16 protein-coding genes are annotated in these 17182 nt (G+C 60.4%); 3 read left to right on the forward strand and 13 right to left on the reverse strand.

Features of this window, described 5'->3' with window-relative positions; translation table 11 throughout:
* Window positions 1-100: 100 nt before the first annotated feature.
* Complete coding sequence (gene rpsU, locus HX855_RS15705) at window positions 101-316, reverse strand: 30S ribosomal protein S21 (RefSeq protein ID WP_002551877.1); 216 nt, start codon at window positions 314-316, stop codon at window positions 101-103.
* Window positions 317-519: 203 nt separating this feature from the next.
* Between rpsU and tsaD the strand changes: the two genes are divergently transcribed.
* Window positions 520-1545, forward strand: coding sequence for a tRNA (adenosine(37)-N6)-threonylcarbamoyltransferase complex transferase subunit TsaD (tsaD, locus tag HX855_RS15710; RefSeq protein WP_177088845.1), 1026 nt, complete (start codon window positions 520-522; stop codon window positions 1543-1545).
* A gap of 33 nt (window positions 1546-1578) precedes the next feature.
* Here tsaD and plsY read toward each other — a convergent pair whose 3' ends face one another.
* On the reverse strand, window positions 1579-2148 hold the full coding sequence (gene plsY, locus HX855_RS15715; RefSeq protein ID WP_088423353.1) for a glycerol-3-phosphate 1-O-acyltransferase PlsY: 570 nt from the start codon (window positions 2146-2148) through the stop codon (window positions 1579-1581).
* 74 nt (window positions 2149-2222) lie between these two features.
* On the opposite strand from plsY, the gene folB reads away from it, so the two are divergent.
* Together folB and folK are read left to right on the forward strand one after the other, a co-directional pair.
* Window positions 2223-2576 carry a dihydroneopterin aldolase gene (gene folB, locus HX855_RS15720; protein ID WP_003211007.1) on the forward strand — a complete coding sequence of 118 codons (354 nt, stop codon included), beginning with the start codon at window positions 2223-2225 and terminating at the stop codon, window positions 2574-2576.
* Window positions 2567-3085, forward strand: a complete 519-nt coding sequence (gene folK, locus HX855_RS15725) for a 2-amino-4-hydroxy-6-hydroxymethyldihydropteridine diphosphokinase (RefSeq protein WP_177088844.1) — start codon at window positions 2567-2569, stop codon at window positions 3083-3085. Before folB ends, folK begins: the two co-directional genes overlap by 10 nt.
* Here the strand turns inward: folK and HX855_RS15730 are convergent.
* From HX855_RS15730 to HX855_RS15780, 11 genes are all read right to left on the reverse strand, one after another.
* Entirely contained in the window at window positions 3055-4290 is a 1236-nt protein-coding gene (locus HX855_RS15730) for a multifunctional CCA addition/repair protein (protein WP_177088843.1), read from the reverse strand. The genes folK and HX855_RS15730 overlap by 31 nt on opposite strands.
* A 63-nt stretch (window positions 4291-4353) precedes the next feature.
* Window positions 4354-5916 carry a SpoVR family protein gene (locus tag HX855_RS15735; protein ID WP_177088842.1) on the reverse strand — a complete coding sequence of 521 codons (1563 nt, stop codon included), beginning with the start codon at window positions 5914-5916 and terminating at the stop codon, window positions 4354-4356.
* A complete protein-coding gene (locus HX855_RS15740; RefSeq protein WP_003211000.1) occupies window positions 5913-7184 on the reverse strand; it encodes a YeaH/YhbH family protein in 1272 nt (423 codons plus the stop codon). The genes HX855_RS15735 and HX855_RS15740 overlap by 4 nt, the downstream gene beginning before the upstream one ends.
* A 126-nt stretch (window positions 7185-7310) precedes the next feature.
* The gene (locus tag HX855_RS15745) at window positions 7311-9233 is read right to left on the reverse strand and encodes a PrkA family serine protein kinase (protein ID WP_003210999.1); all 1923 of its coding nucleotides are present in this window, start codon (window positions 9231-9233) and stop codon (window positions 7311-7313) included.
* 285 nt (window positions 9234-9518) lie between these two features.
* Window positions 9519-9848, reverse strand: coding sequence for a thiosulfate sulfurtransferase GlpE (glpE, locus tag HX855_RS15750; RefSeq protein WP_088423358.1), 330 nt, complete (start codon window positions 9846-9848; stop codon window positions 9519-9521).
* Window positions 9849-9882: 34 nt separating this feature from the next.
* On the reverse strand, window positions 9883-10734 hold the full coding sequence (locus HX855_RS15755) for a symmetrical bis(5'-nucleosyl)-tetraphosphatase (RefSeq protein WP_177088841.1): 852 nt from the start codon (window positions 10732-10734) through the stop codon (window positions 9883-9885).
* On the reverse strand, window positions 10734-11114 hold the full coding sequence (gene apaG / locus HX855_RS15760) for a Co2+/Mg2+ efflux protein ApaG (protein WP_003210996.1): 381 nt from the start codon (window positions 11112-11114) through the stop codon (window positions 10734-10736). Before apaG ends, HX855_RS15755 begins: the two co-directional genes overlap by 1 nt.
* Before the next feature lie 107 nt (window positions 11115-11221).
* Window positions 11222-12034: a 16S rRNA (adenine(1518)-N(6)/adenine(1519)-N(6))-dimethyltransferase RsmA gene (gene rsmA, locus HX855_RS15765; RefSeq protein WP_177088840.1), complete on the reverse strand. Its 813-nt coding sequence runs from the start codon at window positions 12032-12034 to the stop codon at window positions 11222-11224.
* Complete coding sequence (gene pdxA / locus HX855_RS15770) at window positions 12031-13020, reverse strand: 4-hydroxythreonine-4-phosphate dehydrogenase PdxA (RefSeq protein WP_177088839.1); 990 nt, start codon at window positions 13018-13020, stop codon at window positions 12031-12033. The genes rsmA and pdxA overlap by 4 nt, the downstream gene beginning before the upstream one ends.
* Window positions 13017-14354: a peptidylprolyl isomerase gene (locus HX855_RS15775; RefSeq protein WP_375140084.1), complete on the reverse strand. Its 1338-nt coding sequence runs from the start codon at window positions 14352-14354 to the stop codon at window positions 13017-13019. The genes pdxA and HX855_RS15775 overlap by 4 nt, the downstream gene beginning before the upstream one ends.
* Window positions 14335-17148 carry an LPS-assembly protein LptD gene (locus HX855_RS15780; RefSeq protein WP_177088837.1) on the reverse strand — a complete coding sequence of 938 codons (2814 nt, stop codon included), beginning with the start codon at window positions 17146-17148 and terminating at the stop codon, window positions 14335-14337. The genes HX855_RS15775 and HX855_RS15780 overlap by 20 nt, the downstream gene beginning before the upstream one ends.
* Window positions 17149-17182 lie beyond the last annotated feature (34 nt).

The raw sequence follows: 17182 nt of genomic DNA on the forward strand, positions 1-17182 counted from the left end.
GTGTGCGGCGTCAACGGTGAAGCATCAAGCGATATCCGCAAATGCCAACAGCCCGGCTGAGGGCCGGGCTTGGCAGAAGCTTGCTACGAACGTCTGTGTATTAGTACAGACGAACGGCGCGGCGCTGCTCGCGCTGAACTTTCTTGGCGTGACGCTTAACAGCGGCTGCTGCTTTACGCTTACGCTCAGAAGTTGGCTTCTCATAAAATTCGCGGCTACGAACTTCAGCCAGAACACCGGCTTTTTCGCAGGAGCGCTTGAAACGACGCAGAGCTACGTCGAAGGGTTCGTTCTCTTTTACTTTGACGGCTGGCATCCAGAGCTACCTTCTTTCATTACCGGGAATCAACGTTCTCGTCGCAAAAAATTCGCGGCTGAGGTCGTCGGTTTTTAAGGGTTGCGGATGTTAACCCCTCATTGCCCGGAATGCAAAGCCTCTGATCGAAAACCGCTAGTCGGGAGGGGGAGCGACGACTATTATGCGCGCCTTCGAATTCAGCCTCTGCAAGGCGCAAACCCATGCTAGTTCTGGGATTAGAAACCTCGTGCGACGAAACCGGTGTCGCACTTTACGACAGTGAACGCGGGCTTTTGGCCGACGCACTGTTCAGTCAGATCGACCTGCATCGCGCCTATGGCGGCGTGGTGCCGGAGCTGGCCAGCCGTGACCATGTGAAGCGCATGCTGCCGTTGATTCGCCAGGTGTTGGACGAGGCCGGCTGCGTGCCGACCGAGATCGATGCCATTGCCTACACCGCAGGCCCCGGATTGGTCGGGGCCCTGCTGGTTGGGGCGTCCTGCGCCCAGGCGCTGGCATTTGCCTGGGGCATTCCGGCCCTCGGTGTGCACCACATGGAAGGCCATTTACTGGCACCGATGCTGGAAGAAAACCCACCGCAGTTCCCGTTCGTCGCTTTGTTGGTTTCAGGGGGCCATACGCAGCTGGTTCAGGTGGACGGAATCGGCGAATACACACTCCTGGGTGAAAGCCTGGACGACGCGGCCGGTGAAGCGTTCGACAAGACTGCGAAGATGATGGGCCTCAATTATCCTGGCGGTCCGGAAATCGCGCGGCTGGCGGAAAAGGGCGTGGCGGGGCGCTACACCTTTCCGCGTCCGATGTGCGATCGCCCTGGCCTGATGTTCAGCTTCAGTGGCCTGAAAACCTCTGCGCTGAATACCTGGCAGCAGAGCGTCAGCGCCGGAGACGACAGTGAGCAAGCCCGTTGCGACATCTCGCTGGCGTTCCAGCAGGCCGTGGTGGAGACTTTGACCATCAAGTGCAAGCGGGCCTTGAAGCAGGCGGGTATGAAGCGCCTGGTGATCGCCGGCGGCGTCAGCGCCAACAAGGCGTTGCGCAGCTCCCTGGAGAAGATGCTCGGCGACATGAAGGGCGAGGTGTTTTATGCCCGTCCGGAATTCTGCACCGATAACGGCGCGATGATCGCCTATGCCGGCTGCCAGCGTTTGCAGGCAGGGCAGCATGAGAGCCTGGCGATCAGTGTGCAGGCGCGCTGGCCGATGGAACAGTTGCCGCCGCTGTAACCGGCGAACGTGAGACGGGCTCATCGGACGTATTTAAAAATGCCGTTCGCGCCCGGCAAACAGGTCGCGTAAATTGCCCCGGTGGCGCCAGACGATCAGCAGCGTCAGCACGCTCATCGGCACCAGCGCCGCCGGCTCCTGCCAGGCCAGCAATGGCAGGGTCAGGGGCGTGGCGATCAGTGCGGCCAGCGAGCTGGTACGGGTGAGGTAGAACGTCAGCAGCCAGGCCAGGATGGCCAGCAGCGCCGCCGGTGGGTAGATCCCCAGCAGCATGCCGGCGGCCGTCGCAACGCCTTTGCCGCCGCGAAAGCGGAAGTACAGCGGGAACAGGTGGCCGAGTACGGCGCAGACGCCAATCCAGGCTTGCTGTTGCAGCGAAAGCCCGGCCAGGTCGGCGATCAGCACCGGCAACAGGCCCTTGCAGACGTCGCCGAACAGCGTCAATACGGCGAGTTTCTTGCCGGCCAGGCGCAACATATTGGTGGCGCCGGCATTGCCTGACCCACTCATTCGCGGGTCGGGATTTCCCGTCAGGCGGCTGAGCAAAATGGCAAAGGACAGCGAGCCGAGCAGGTAGGCGAGAGTCGCCAGTAACCAAAACATGCTAACTATTCCGGGCGAGGACGCCCTGATTCTAACGGGGCATTGCGCCCTTGTCGTGCAGCGGAGAAGAGTGCTTGGACAGAGTGTTTATCGAAGGCCTGGAAGTCGACACCGTAATCGGGGCCTACGACTGGGAGCGCGGTATCCGGCAATGCCTGCGTCTGGACCTGAGCTTCGCCTGGGATAACCGCCCGGCCGCTGCCGGCGACGACCTGACCCTGGCGCTGGATTACGCCAGTGTGTCCGCACGTATCCAGGCCTTCGCCGAGCAGGCGCAGTTTCAACTGGTGGAAACCTTCGCCGAGCGCCTGGCCGAAGTGTTGATGAGCGAATTCCAGATCCCCTGGCTGCACCTCAAACTGACCAAGCCTGGCGCCGTTCCGGCTGCCAAGGGTGTGGGCGTGGAGATCGAGCGCGGATGTCGCTAACTCAGGTTTACCTTGGCCTTGGCAGCAATATCGAGCGCCAGGCCCATCTGTGTGCAGGCCTCGATGCGCTGGCGGGTTTCCTGACGGATGTGCGCTGCTCGCCGGTGTTCGAAAGCCAGCCGGTGGGCATCAAGAGCGGACCCTTCTTCAATCTGGTGGTGTCGGCTTATACCGACTTGCCGTTGATGGAGCTGGACCGCCGACTGAAGTTCATCGAGGCCGACAATGGCCGTTACGCCCCGGATCGCAAGGGCTTGCCGCTGGACATCGACGTGCTGCTGTATGGCGAATTGGTGGGTAACTTCGACGGCCTGATCCTGCCCCGGGCCGAAATCCTGAAGAACGCGTTTGTGCTGTGGCCGCTGTCGTTGATGGCGCCGGAGCGCGTGCATCCTGAAGCGGGCAAGTCATTTGCCGCGCTCTGGCAGGATGCACAGATCGATCAGGTATTGGCGCCGGTCGCATTCGTGTGGCGTGATCAGTCGTTAACGCCAGATGCGCTCTTGTAGGCTTTCAACGCCTTGAGCCGTTCGCGTTTGAGCGCGTCACCCAGCTCGGGGCCTTTGAAGCCTTGTTCCAATAGCGGCGCGACGGCCACACCTCTGGCCGCCAGTGCTGCGCCGCGTAAATAATCTGCCTGTGGATAAGTTCGCTGCTCAAGGCCCTTGCGGCCGCGGGCGTCCATTTCGCACGCCACCACAAACTCTTCAAAACGCTGTGGGCGACGGTAAACGTCAAAGCTTTGCAGCAGCTCCAGCAACCTCGAGGGCCTCAGCTCCAGCGCGCGATGGCCATGGGTGTGATATTCGCCCACCAGCAGCGCCAGTTCCTGGCAATCCCTTGGCACCTTGAAACGCTCGTTGACGGCCTTGATCAGCTTCAGGCCGCGCTGCTCATGGGCTATGTGCTGCGGCAACTTATCCACAGGTGTAAGGCCCTTGCCCAGGTCGTGCAGCAGGCAGGCCCAGCGCACGGTCAGCGGTTGGGCATGGAGGGCGGTCTGTTCCAGCACGCTCAGCGTATGCACGCCGGTATCAATCTCGGGGTGATGGGCTTCGGGTTGCGGCACGCCAAACAGCGCGTCGATTTCCGGCATCAAGGTTTTCAGGGCGCCGCAGTCGCGCAGTACCTGGATAAACACCTGCGGCTGATTTTCCATCAGTGCGCGGGAAATCTCCTTCCAGCTGCGCTCGGGCGTGAGGGCTTCCAGTTCGCCAGAGTCGCTGAGTTCGCGCATCAGCTCCAGAGTTTCTGGCGCAACGGCAAAGCCGAGGCTGGCGTAACGCGCAGCAAAGCGTGCAACGCGCAGGACCCGGAGCGGATCTTCGGCAAATGCGGGAGAAACGTGGCGGAGAATGCGTGCTTTCAGATCTTCCTGGCCGTGATACGGATCGGTGAGGTTACCGTCGTCATCCTCGGCCATGGCGTTGATGGTCAGGTCGCGGCGGATCAGGTCTTCTTCCAGGGTGACTTCGGGGCTGGCGTGAAACAGAAACCCGCCATAACCCCGGCCGCTCTTGCGCTCCGTACGGGCGAGGGCGTACTCATCGCCGTTTTTCGGGTCTAGGAATACGGGGAAGTCAGCGCCCACGGGCTTGTAGCCCAAGGCGAGCATTTCTTCAGTGGTAGCGCCGACTACGACACGGTCGACATCGGTAACGGGGATGCCCAGCAGGCGATCACGTACCGCACCGCCGACTTTGTAGATTTGCATGAAAAAGCCTCCATTAGCGGCACAGGATAACGCCTGTGGCCCGCCAGTGGAGGCTTTGCCGTTTCACAGATGCACGACGGCCAGGTCCAGGCGACCGTAATCGTTATCGCTGTGTTCGTTGCGGGGCGGAACATGGTGGGTTTTCATCACTTGATCGCCTTGCAGCGTCTCCAAGTGGATATCGAACCCCCACAGCCGGTGCAGGTGCTTGAGGACCTCCTCAGTGGACTCGCCCAGCGGTTTGCGGTCGTGCTGCTGGTGGCGCAGGGTCAGCGAGCGATCGCCGCGTACGTCGATGCTGTAGATCTGCACGTTGGGTTCGCGGTTGCCCAGGTTGTACTGCGCCGCCAGGGTTTCGCGGATGGTGCGATAGCCCGGCTCGTCATGGATCGCCGGTACCAGCAGGTCGTCCTTGAGGTCGTCATCCATGATGCTGAACAGCTTGAGGTCACGAATCACCTGGGGTGACAGGTACTGCAGGATGAAACTCTCATCCTTGAAGCTGCTCATGGCGAACTTGATGGTCGACAGCCAATCGCTCCCGGCAATGTCCGGGAACCAGCGGCGGTCTTCTTCGGTGGGGTGTTCGCACATGCGTCGGATATCCCGGTACATGGCAAAACCCAGGGCATACGGGTTGATACCGCTGTAGTAGGGGCTGTCGAATCCCGGCTGGAACACCACGCTGGTGTGGGACGTCAGGAACTCCATCATGAAGCCGTCGGTCACCAGGCCTTCGTCGTACAGGTCGTTCATCAGGGTGTAATGCCAGAACGTGGCCCAGCCCTCGTTCATCACCTGGGTCTGGCGTTGCGGGTAGAAGTACTGGGCGATCTTGCGCACGATTCGCACGATTTCCCGCTGCCAGGGTTCCAGCAACGGTGCGTGTTTTTCGAGGAAGTACAGGATGTTTTCCTGAGGTTCGGCGGGGAAGCGCGCATTGTCCTTGTCGCTGTTCTTGCCGGCGCGTTTGGGAATGGTGCGCCACAAATCGTTGATCTGCTTTTGCAGATGCTCTTCACGGTCCTTCTGGCGCAGGCGTTCTTCTTCGGCAGAAATCGGATAAGGGCGTTTGTAGCGGTCGACACCGTAGTTCATCAACGCATGGCAGGAGTCCAGCAAGTCCTCCACTGCGTCGATGCCGTGGCGCTCCTCGCACTGCATGATGTACTGCTTGGCGAACACCAGGTAATCGATGATCGAGCTGGCATCGGTCCAGGTGCGGAACAGGTAGTTACCCTTGAAAAAGCTGTTATGCCCATAGCACGCATGGGCCACCACCAACGCCTGCATACAGATGGTGTTTTCTTCCATCAGGTAGGCAATGCACGGGTCGGAGTTGATCACGATTTCGTAGGCCAGGCCCATCTGGCCGCGGGTGTAGGACTTTTCAGTGCTGAGGAAGTGTTTGCCGTAGGACCAGTGGTGATAGCCCAAGGGCATGCCCACGGACGCATAGGCGTCCATCATCTGTTCGGCGGTGATCACTTCGATCTGGTTGGGGTAGGTGTCCAGGGCATAACCCGCCGCGATGCGGCTGATTTCCCGGTCATAGGCCTGGATCAGTTCGAAGGTCCATTCGGACCCCGTGGATATGGGTTGGCGCTTATGCTCTTTGGCGGTCATGTCACTAACCTGCGCTGGAAGAGTTCACGGAAGACCGGATAGATATCGCCGGCCGAGACCAATTGTTGCTGGGCGAAGGTGTCAGCGAAGGCTTCGCTGATGCGCTCGTATTCGAACCACAACGCCTGATGTTCGCGCGGGGTGATTTCGACGTAGGTGTAGTACTGCACGAACGGCATGATCTGGTTGATCAGGATGTCGCGGCAGATCGGCGAGTCGTCGTTCCAGTTGTCGCCGTCGGAGGCCTGGGCGGCGTAGATGTTCCATTCATTGGCCGGATAGCGTTCGGCCATGATTTCCTGCATCAGCTTCAAGGCGCTGGAAACGATGGTGCCGCCGGTTTCCCGCGAGTAGAAGAACTCCTCCTCATCGACTTCCCGGGCGCTGGTGTGATGGCGGATGAACACCACATCGATCTTGTCGTAGTTACGCTTGAGGAACAGGTACAGCAGGATGAAGAAGCGCTTGGCGATGTCCTTGGTCGCCTGGGTCATGGAGCCGGACACGTCCATCAGGCAGAACATCACCGCCTTGGAGCTGGGGTTGGGTTGCTTGACCAGCAGGTTGTACTTCAGGTCAAAAGTGTCAAGAAACGGTACGCGGTGAATTCGCGCGCTGAGTTTGGCAATTTCGGCCTCGATTTCCTGGATATCGCCGAAGTTGTCCGGCTCTTCGCGTTTCAGGCGTTCCAACTCAGCCTTGGCGTCCCGCAGTTTTGCCCGGCTGCTCCCAGACAACGCAATACGTCGCGCATGGGCCGAGCGCAGGGTGCGGATGATGTTGATCCGTGACGGATTGCCTTCGTTGCTGATGCCGGCGCGTACGGTTTTGAAGGTGTCGGTGCCGGTCAGGTTGCGTTTGACCAGATTGGGCAGTTCCAGGTCTTCAAACATGAACTCCAGGAACTCTTCCTGGGTGATCTGGAACACGAATTCATCCATGCCTTCGCCGGAGTTGCCGGCCTTGCCCGGGCCTTTGCCGCCGGCACCGCCTTGGGGGCGCTGGATATGTTCGCCGCTGGTGAATTCCTTGTTGCCGGGATGCACGACCGTCTGTTTGCCGCCCCGGCCGTGGTGCAGCACCGGCTCATCGATGTCACGCCCGGGAATGCTGATCTGTTCGCCATGCTCCATGTCAGTGATGGAGCGGCGGCTGACGGCCTCTTCGACGGCCTTTTTGATGTGGTCACGGTAACGCCGCAGGAAACGCTGGCGGTTTACCGTGCTCTTGTTCTTGCCATTGAGACGTCGGTCGATCACATAGCTCATGTGGGAGCCCTCCGGGCAGCTTCAAGTTACAAGCTTCAAGCGGCAAGCTGGAAGCTTAAAGACAAGCGGTCGATTGCCAGGCTGACCGGCGCACCGGGAGCCTGGCACTTCACGCTTGTCGCTGCCTTACTGTGATTTCCGGACCCGCAGGTACCACTCGGAGAGCAGACGTACCTGTTTGTCGGTGTAGCCGCGCTCGACCATTCGAGTGACGAAGTCGTTGTGTTTTTGCTGATCCTCCTTGCTGGCCTTGGCGTTGAAGCTGATGACCGGTAGCAGATCCTCGGTGTTGGAGAACATTTTCTTCTCGATGACCACCCGCAGCTTCTCGTAGCTGAGCCAGGTAGGGTTCTTGCCGTTGTTGTTGGCCCGGGCGCGCAGCACGAAGTTGACGATTTCGTTGCGGAAATCCTTCGGATTGCTGATGCCGGCGGGTTTTTCGATCTTTTCCAGTTCCTCGTTGAGGGCCACGCGGTTGAGGATTTCGCCGGTTTCCGGGTCGCGGTATTCCTGGTCCTGGATCCAGAAGTCCGCGTACAGCACATAGCGGTCGAAGATGTTCTGGCCGTATTCGCTGTAGGACTCCAGGTACGCGGTCTGGATTTCCTTGCCGATGAACTCGATGTAGCGCGGTGCCAGGTATTCCTTGAGGAAGCGCAGGTAGCGCTCGCGGGTTTCGGCCTGGAACTGTTCCTGTTCGATCTGCTGTTCCAGCACGTAGAGCAGGTGTACCGGGTTGGCAGCGATTTCGTGCGGGTCGAAGTTGAAGACCTTGGACAGGATCTTGAATGCAAAGCGTGTCGACAGGCCGTTCATGCCCTCATCCACGCCCGCGGTGTCGCGGTATTCCTGGATCGACTTGGCCTTCGGATCGGTGTCCTTGAGGTTTTCGCCGTCGTATACCCGCATCTTCGAGTAGATGTTGGAGTTTTCCGGCTCCTTGAGGCGCGACAGCACGGTGAACTGGGCCAGCATCTTCAGGGTGTCGGGCGCGCAATGGGCCTTGGCCAGGGAGCTGTTGAACAGCAGCTTGTCGTAAATCTTGATTTCATCGCTGACCCGCAGGCAGTACGGCACCTTGACGATGTAGATCCGGTCGATGAAGGCTTCGTTGTTCTTGTTATTGCGGAAGGTGTGCCATTCCGATTCGTTGGAGTGGGCCAGCAGGATCCCGGTAAACGGAATCGCCCCCAGGCCCTCGGTGCTGTTGTAGTTGCCTTCCTGGGTGGCGGTGAGCAGTGGGTGCAGCACCTTGATCGGTGCCTTGAACATCTCCACGAACTCCATCAGGCCCTGGTTGGCCCGGCACAGTGCGCCCGAGTAGCTGTAGGCGTCGGCGTCGTTCTGCGGGAATTCTTCCAGTTTGCGGATATCGACCTTACCCACCAGCGCCGAGATGTCCTGGTTGTTCTCGTCACCCGGTTCGGTCTTGGCCACGGCGATCTGGTTGAGGATCGACGGGTAGAGCTTCACCACCCGGAACTGGCTGATGTCGCCGCCAAACTCGGCCAGGCGCTTGGTCGCCCAGGGCGACATGATGGTGTTGAGGTAGCGTCGCGGAATGCCGAAGTCTTCTTCGAGGATCGCGCCATCTTCCGTGGCGTTGAACAGCCCCAGGGGCGACTCGAACACCGGTGAGCCCTTGATGGCGTAGAACGGCACCTTCTCGATCAGCTGTTTGAGCTTCTCGGCCAGGGACGACTTGCCGCCACCGACGGGACCCAGCAGGTAGAGGATCTGTTTCTTCTCTTCCAGGCCTTGGGCGGCATGGCGGAAATACGAGACGATCTGGTCAATGCATTCTTCCATGCCGTGGAAGTCTTCAAAGGCCGGGTAGCGGCGGATCACCTTGTTCGAGAAAATTCGCGACAGGCGCGAATTGGCTGCGGTGTCTACTAGTTCCGGCTCGCCGATCGCCAGTAGCAGGCGTTCAGCGGCAGACGCGTAGGCGCTGCGGTCCTTTTTGCACAGTTCGAGATACTCCTGAAGCGAGAGCTCTTCCTGGCGGGTGGACTCGAAGCGTTGTTGGAAGTGGCTAAAAATACTCATGACGTCGTCACCTCGCTCGATACGTGGAGCCGACGCCGGATCAATCAGTCGATGCTGGCAGTCATTGGTGGACACCAACGGCCGTTTTCCCCCCAGAACACCCTGAAACGCTACCGATGACCCGCACGCCGGTGTACCGGCTCTCCCCTGATTCGGATGGCCTGCGCTTAAGGATAGTTCGGAATCGGGGAGGTCAAGGCGCGATACGAAATTAGTTTGGCCGCGCCGTTCGTCAGAAACGGCGCGAGGCCAAGCATCACGCGGGATAGAGGGGTTTGAAAAAAATTATTGCGCGTCGCCTGCGGCAATTTCTGCAGGATAGGTCGTACGCCACAGCTCAAAGCCACCGTCCAGGCTATAGACGTCGGAGAAGCCCTGGCTGACCAGATAGGCGGCCGCGCTTTGGCTGGAGTTGCCGTGGTAGCACGCCACGATCACCGGTGCATCGAGGTCGGCGGCACGGATGAAGTCGGCAATGTTGTGGTTGTCCAGATGTTGGGCGCCACTGATGTGGCCGGCGATGTAGGTCGGCTGGTCACGGATGTCGACCACCACCGCGCCTTGCTCACGCAGGGCCTGCGCTTGTTCGGGTGGGATACGTTTGAATTCAGTCATGGCGGGCTCCTTGAGGCCTGTATGAAAGCGCGGCTCAGCGCTTTGCCGTGGCCTGCAGTTGTTCGGGAATGGGTGCTTCACATTGGCAGCTCGAGCGCTCGCCGGTGTCGATGTTCATCAGGGTCATGGCACCGCCCCACACGCAGCCGGTGTCGAGGGCGAACACACCCGGTTCATCACATTTGCCTTCCAGGGCTGCCCAATGGCCGAAGATGATCTTCGTGTCACGGGTCTTGCGCTCCTTGTGGGCGAACCAGGGTTTGTAGCCGGGCAGGGCGGTGTCGGCGCCTTCCTTGCTCTTGAGGTCCAGCTTGCCTTCGGCGGTGCAGAAACGCATGCGGGTGAAGTAGTTGGTGATCACCCGCAGGCGAGCGACGCCGGTGAGTTCGTTGTCCCACTTCACGGGGTCGTTGCCGTACATGCCATCCAGATAAGCCGTGTACAGGTTGTCGTCGGCCAGGGCGGCTTCGACTTCGCCTGCACACTTGAGGGCTTTCTTCAGCGTCCACTGGGGTGGAATCCCGGCATGCACCAATGCGATGTCGCGGCTCTCGTCGTAATGCATGATTTTTTGCCGGCGTAGCCAGTCCAGCAGCTCGGCGCGGTCCGGGGCCTCGAGGATTTCCCGCAGGGTATCGCCCTTTTTCAGGCGCTCGATGTTATTGCCGGCCGCCAGCAGGTGCAGGTCATGATTGCCCAGCACGCACACCAGGGAGTCGCGCATGCCATAAAGGAAGCGCAGGGTCTCCAGGGATTGCGGGCCACGGTTGACCAGGTCGCCCACCAGCCACAGGCGATCCTTGGCCGGGTCGAAGGCCGCGCGGTCGAGCAGGCACTTGAGCGGTTCCAGGCAGCCTTGCAGGTCGCCGACGGCATACGTCGTCATCAGTGCAGGGCTCCGGGCACCGCGAGGCGGAACGGGGCGATGATGGCGTCGAAGTGTTTGCCGTCGTCGGCGAGCATCTGGTAGCTGCCTTGCATATTGCCGACGCGGGAGGTCATGACGGTGCCACTGCTGTAGGTGTGGCTCTTGCCGGGGGCGATCAGCGGCTGTTGGCCGACCACGCCGGCGCCGCGTACTTCTTCTACCTGGCCGTCACCGTCGGTGATGACCCAGTGCCGCGACAGCAGCTTGGCCGGCAGTTCACCGTTGTTTTGCACGGTAATGGTGTAGGCGAACGCAAAACGGTTCTGCTCGGGTTGCGATTGTTCCGCCAGAAAGCGGGTGACGACGCTGACGTCGATCTGATAACGAGGATCGGACATGCAAGAGGCCTTAAAAGCAAAAGCGGGGGAACAGCGGATGCCGGTCAGTCTAGGCCAAGTGGTGGGCACTAGGCCAGACATGCTGTCTGGCTGTGCCCGACTCCGCTTTATTCGGCCGCTGGCGCTGGCTGAATGGCGAGCTGATCCGCCAGGCGCACGAAGGCGGCCAGGTCCAGTTGCTCGGGGCGCAGGCTGCCGTCGACACCGGCGGCTTCGATTTCAGCGTTGCTGAGCAAGGCCTTGAGGGTATTGCGCAGGGTCTTGCGGCGTTGATTGAACGCTTCGCGTACCACGCGCTCCAGCAACTTGTGATCTTTGGCCGGGTGCGGCAACACCGCGTGAGGCACCAGGCGCACGATGGCCGAGTCGACCTTCGGCGGCGGGTTGAACGCGCCAGGGCCAACGTTAAACAGGTGCTCAACCCGGCAATGGTACTGAACCATGATCGACAGGCGACCCCAGTCACCGCCGCCAGGGCCCGCGGCCAAACGCTCAACCACTTCCTTTTGCAGCATGAAGTGCATGTCGCGGATGATGCCGGCGTTGTTCAGCAGGTGAAAAATCAGCGGGGTGGAGATGTTGTAGGGCAGGTTGCCGACCACACGCAGGCTGTTGGGCGCCGCGTTGAGGCTGGTGAAGTCGAACTTCAGCGCATCGCCCTGGTGCAGATTGAAGTTGGGCATGCCGGCGAACTGCTGGTTGAGGATCGGGATCAGGTCCTTGTCCAACTCAACCACGTCCAACTGGCCGCCGCTGTTCAGCAGGCCTTGGGTCAGGGCGCCCTGGCCCGGGCCGATTTCCAGCAGGCGGTCTTCTGGCTTGGCATGGATGGAGCGCAGGATGCGATCGATCACGCCAGCGTCGTGCAGGAAGTTTTGCCCGAAGCGCTTGCGCGCCCGGTGTTGGTAATGCTCAGTCATAAACGGGTCTCGGCCATCTGATAGGCGGTTTCCAGGGCCACGTGCAGGCTGCCGGTATCGATCTTGCCGCTGCCCGCGAGGTCCAGGGCGGTGCCATGGTCGACGGACGTACGGATGATCGGCAGGCCCAGTGTCACGTTGACGGCGGCGCCGAAGCCTTTGTACTTCAGCACGGGCAGTCCCTGGTCATGGTACATCGCCAGCACTGCGTCGCAGTGCTCCAGATATTTGGGGGTAAACAGAGTGTCGGCGGGCAATGGGCCGCGCAGGTCCATGCCTTCAAGGCGCAGACGCTCCAGGGTGGGTTCGATGATGTCGATTTCTTCATGGCCCAGGTGGCCACCTTCACCGGCGTGGGGGTTGAGCCCGCAGACCAGGATGCGTGGTTGGGCGATGCCGAATTTCTGTTGCAGGTCGGCGTGCAGGATGCGTGTGACACGCTCCAGGCGCTCGGGGGTAATGGCGTCGGCAATCTCGCGCAGGGGCAGGTGGGTGGTTACCAGCGCCACCCGCAGGTCACCCGTTGCCAGCATCATCACCACTTGCGCGGTGTGGGTCAGCTCGGCGAGGAATTCGGTATGGCCGGAAAAGGCGATGCCCGATTCGTTGATCACGCCCTTATGTACCGGTGCGGTGATCATTCCGGCGAAATCCCCGTCGATGCAGCCTTGACCGGCCCGCGTCAGGGTTTCCAGGACGAAGGCCGCATTGGCCTTGTTCAATTGCCCGGCGACGACCTTGGCCGCCAGCGGGGTGTCCCACACGTACAGGCTGTTGGCCGGCGCCGGCAGATCAGGCCAGTGGCCCGGGCCCACCGACAGCAGGTCGACGGCCACACCCAGCTGCGCGGCCCGCTCTAGGAGCAGGTCGCGGCTGGTAATGGCAATCAGGGGGTGTGGCTGGGGGTGCGAGGCGAGCAGCAGGCACAGGTCAGGACCAATGCCGGCCGGCTCGCCGGGTGTCAATGCGAAACGCTTGGGTTTCACTGGGCTGCCTGGTCAGTGCCTGTTTGGTCGGCACCAGGAAGCTTGTTCTCTACGTAGGCTTCGTCACGGATCTGACGCAACCAGGTTTGCAGCTCTTCGTCGTATTTACGGTTACGCAGTACGGTCAGGGCTTGTTGCTCGCGGGCCTGGGCGGTGTTGTCGGTGGCGCGGCGGCCAAGGACTTCCAGCACATGCCAGCCGTATTGGGTCTTGAACGGCTTGGACAATACGCCTTGCGGGGTCTTGGCCATCACGTCCTGGAACTCGGGAACCAGGGCTTTCGGGTCGATCCAGTTCAGATCGCCGCCGTTAAGCGCCGAACCCGGGTCTTCGGAATAGCTCTTGGCCAGCTCGCCGAAGTCTTCGCCCGCTTCGATACGGTCATAGAGCTTCTGGGCCAGTTCCTTGGTTTGGGCTTCGGTACGGATCTCGCTTGGCTTGACCAGGATGTGACGAACGTGAACTTCGTCCTTCATCTGGGCTTCTTCGCCGCCACGTTTGCCGAGCAACTTGAGGATGATGAAGCCGCCTGGCGTGCGGGCAGGCTGGGTGATGCCACCCACTTCCATTGAGCTCAGCTCGCGGTCGAACGGTGGTGGCAGTTGCGCGGCTTTACGCCAGCCCATGTCACCGCCCTCCAGGGCGTTGTCGCTGCCGGACTGAGCAATGGCCATCTGAGCAAAGTCAGCGCCTTGCTTGAGCCGGTCATAAACAGCCTGGGTTTTTGCCGCTGCCGCGTTGAGCTGCTCAGCGTTGGCGCTGTCTGGTGTAGGAATCAGGATGTTGGCCAGGTGCAGTTCTTCGGAAAGCTGCATCTTGCCAAGGTCGGAGGCGAGGAAGTTCTTCACTTCCTGTTCGGACACCTGAACCCGCTCGGCCACGCGGCGCTGACGCACACGGCTGATGATCATTTCACGGCGAATCTGGTCACGGGCGTCCTCATAGGACAGGCCATCGTGAGCCAGGGCGGCGCGGAACTGGTCAACACTCATGTTGTTGCGCTGGGCAATGGTGCCGACCGCCTGGTTCAATTCTTCGTCGCTGATACGGATGCCGGAACGATCGCCGATCTGCAGTTGCAGGTTTTCAACGATCAGGCGTTCGAGCACCTGCTGGTCCAGCACGCTGGTAGGCGGTACGCCGCCGCCGCGCTTGGCGATGGTTTGCTGGACTTCCTTGACCCGTTGGTCCAGTTGGCTCTGCATGATCACGTCGTTATCGACGATGGCCACTACCTTGTCCAGCGGTTGAACCGCCGCGTGAGCGGCGGCAGTACCCAGGAACAGCGCGCCCAGCATCAGCGGGCGCAGACAATCAGAAAGCTTGGTCTTCACGTTCACGATAACCTTCAATGCCTTTGTCGAGGAAGCTCTCTACCTTGGCGCCGGTCAGGCCGCCGAGTCCTTTAAGGACAACTTGGAAGAAGAGCCCGTGGTCACCCTTTTCGTTCAGCGGGGCGATCTGGCTGTATTCGTCGTTGGAAACCCAGTAACGGTTGATGACGCGCAGTTTCCAGCAGCAGTTGTCGTACTCGAAACCACCGAAGGCTTCCAGGGTACGGTTGCGGGCATAGTCATACTGCCAGCGGGTGATCAGGTTCCACTGGGGAACGATCGGCCACATCATCGAGAAGTCGTGTTGCTGGATTTTGTAGTAATCCTTCACGAAAGTGCTCGGGTCCGCAGCGCTGCCGTAGTCGCCACCAAACTGCCATTTGCCGGTCAGCTGGTTGTAGACCACCTGGTCGTTGCGATAGCGATAGCCAACGTTGATAACCTTGTTAGGGTTGTCTTCCGGCTGGTAGTGGAACATCGCGCTGCCGGAGCGTGGGCTGTGGCTTTCCGGATCCCAGTTGTAGTCGGCTGTTGCGCGCCAGTCGCGGTTGAAGCGGAACTCGTAGTCCAGGGCGATGGGCGAGACGTCGGATTGAGCATCTGCGCGCGCGCTGGCCAGGATGCCCGGCAGTTGAACTTCGCGATTCTTGAAGTACACGGCTTCGCCGACGCTGATGCGCTGACGTTCGAAGCCATTTTCTTCGATCCAGCGGCTGGTCACGCCCAGGGACAACTTGTTCTCGTCGCCGATGCGGTCTGAGCCGCTGAAGCGGTTGTCACGGAACAGCGATGCGTAACTGAACGAGTACTCGCTGCTATCGAATACCGGGATATCGCTCTGGTCCTTGTTCGGCACATACAGGTAGTACGCACGCGGTTCCAGGGTTTGACGGTAGTCTTTGCCGAACCAGTTGGTATTGCGGTCGAAGTACAGGCCGCTGTCTACGCTGGCAACCGGAATTGCACGGTCTTGTGAGCTTTTAAAGGTGCCGCCCGCATAAGGAGCCGCCGCGGTTGATAATGCCTGAGCTGCAATGATCTGGTCCTTGCCGGTGCTGTCCAGATCAAGATCGTACTTGGTATAGACGTACTTCAACTTCGGCGTAACAAAACCGTAGGTCCAGTTCATCGGGTATTCGACGGCTGGAGCCAGGTTCAGGCGAGTACCGTTGGTACGGGTCAGGCCTGTCACGTTGGTGTCCAGTCGAGCTGAAGTCAGGCCGTTCTCGTCGGTGAAGGTACCGCTCTCCAGGTCCCGATCAAAACGTACCGCTTCGGTTTCATACGTGAAGTTCAGCCCACCCGGATGGTACGGCAACGTGCCATTGAAGGTGATCTGCGGCAACCGGTCATACGGCGTGATCTGGGAGACCGTCGCCAGTTGATACGCCTGCAGGTTCAACGCCGCCTGGTAGCTGTCCCCACGATAGGTTATGGAACCTTGCTGGTTCACGTAGTCCTGGCTCCTGACCCCTTCCTGATAGGACTTCAAGTCCTGGAAGTAGTAAGGATCGCTGATCTTGGTGTAGTCGACCTGGGTCAGTAAGCGCGAATCCAGCCCGCCCTTGTGTTGCCAGTTGAGCATGTAGCGAGTTTTTTCGTAGTCGGTCTGGCCTTTACGCTCGCTGCTGTCGTCGTTCAGGTACGCGCCGCCGAACTGGCCTTCGCTGGACTTGGTGAGGTAGCGGAATTCGCCTTCCATCAACAGGCCGCGCTTGGTCATGTATTGCGGGTACAACGTGGCGTCGTAGTTCGGCGCCAGGTTGAAGTAGTACGGCGTAACCAGCGTGAAGCCGGTTTCGCTGCCGGTGCTGAAGCTCGGCGGCAGGAAGCCGGATTGACGACGGTTATCGATCGGGAAATAGATGTACGGGGTGTAAAGGATCGGAATGTCCTTCACTCGCAACGTCACGTTGGTCGCGGTACCGAAACCGGTGGCCGGGTTGAGCGTGATGTTGTTGCCCTTGAGCTGCCAGGCGTTGCTGTTCGGCTCGCAGGTGGTGTACGTACCGTCCTTGAGACGGATGATCGCGTTCTCGGCACGCTTGGCGTACAGCGCGTTGCCGCGGATGCGCGATTTGTGCATCACGTATTCGGCGTTGTCGACCTTGGCGGCACCGGTGTCCAGTTGGACTTCCGCGTGGTCGCCCACCAGCAGGGCGCCGTTGTCGCGCAGACGGACGTTGCCGTTCAGCTCGCCACGGTTCTCGGCCTGGTACAGGTTGGCCTCGTCGGCCTCGACCTGCATGCTGCCCTGGCGCATGACGACGTCACCGGCCAGGGAAGCGATCTGTTGTTCCTGCTCGTAACGAGAGGCCTTGGCACCGATGAAGGTCGGCGCGTCGCTCTTGTTCGTCTTGTCGTTCATGCCAGGACGAATCGGCTCGATGTACGCACCGGAGCAATACGGGCCGGTTTCGGCCAGTTGCGCGGCGGTGAGCTTTTCGCGAGGGACCCAGTCCAGGTGGCTGTAGTCGGCGCTGCGCGAACGCAGGCCGCGGCCCTTGGCTTCGGTGACCAGTGCGGTCTGGGGCACGGCCTCGGTTCCACCGGCAGACTCGCCTTGCGGCGTGCCATTGGCGGAGCTGACGGCACTGCCGTCATGCACCGGGCGCGGTGGCAGCGGGGCTGCGGCCGTCTTCGGCGCGCAATCCCAGGCACCCGAAGCAGAGACTGAGCAGTCATACTGTTCCGCGGCGACCACGAATGAGGTGGCGAAAGGTTGCATGGCCAGCAGACTGCCGGTTACCAGCAACGGAAATTTTCTACGAAACGCGGGGGATTTCAATGCCATCTTATTAGTCCGGGCTTCCTGCGTGCCATCTGCC

This window comes from Pseudomonas sp. IPO3778 (genome assembly GCF_013386825.1).
Classification (GTDB): domain Bacteria; phylum Pseudomonadota; class Gammaproteobacteria; order Pseudomonadales; family Pseudomonadaceae; genus Aquipseudomonas.

Coding starts and splice junctions, on each gene's coding strand:
- glpE (WP_088423358.1), bottom strand. CDS start 9,848: ATGACTGAATTCAAACGTATCCCACCCGAACAAGCGCAGGCCCTGCGT.
- tsaD (WP_177088845.1), top strand. CDS start 520: ATGCTAGTTCTGGGATTAGAAACCTCGTGCGACGAAACCGGTGTCGCA.
- apaG (WP_003210996.1), bottom strand. CDS start 11,114: ATGTCCGATCCTCGTTATCAGATCGACGTCAGCGTCGTCACCCGCTTT.
- HX855_RS15755 (WP_177088841.1), bottom strand. CDS start 10,734: ATGACGACGTATGCCGTCGGCGACCTGCAAGGCTGCCTGGAACCGCTC.
- HX855_RS15730 (WP_177088843.1), bottom strand. CDS start 4,290: ATGCAAATCTACAAAGTCGGCGGTGCGGTACGTGATCGCCTGCTGGGC.
- HX855_RS15740 (WP_003211000.1), bottom strand. CDS start 7,184: ATGAGCTATGTGATCGACCGACGTCTCAATGGCAAGAACAAGAGCACG.
- rpsU (WP_002551877.1), bottom strand. CDS start 316: ATGCCAGCCGTCAAAGTAAAAGAGAACGAACCCTTCGACGTAGCTCTG.
- HX855_RS15780 (WP_177088837.1), bottom strand. CDS start 17,148: ATGGCATTGAAATCCCCCGCGTTTCGTAGAAAATTTCCGTTGCTGGTA.
- folK (WP_177088844.1), top strand. CDS start 2,567: ATGTCGCTAACTCAGGTTTACCTTGGCCTTGGCAGCAATATCGAGCGC.
- rsmA (WP_177088840.1), bottom strand. CDS start 12,034: ATGACTGAGCATTACCAACACCGGGCGCGCAAGCGCTTCGGGCAAAAC.
- HX855_RS15735 (WP_177088842.1), bottom strand. CDS start 5,916: ATGACCGCCAAAGAGCATAAGCGCCAACCCATATCCACGGGGTCCGAA.
- HX855_RS15745 (WP_003210999.1), bottom strand. CDS start 9,233: ATGAGTATTTTTAGCCACTTCCAACAACGCTTCGAGTCCACCCGCCAG.
- plsY (WP_088423353.1), bottom strand. CDS start 2,148: ATGTTTTGGTTACTGGCGACTCTCGCCTACCTGCTCGGCTCGCTGTCC.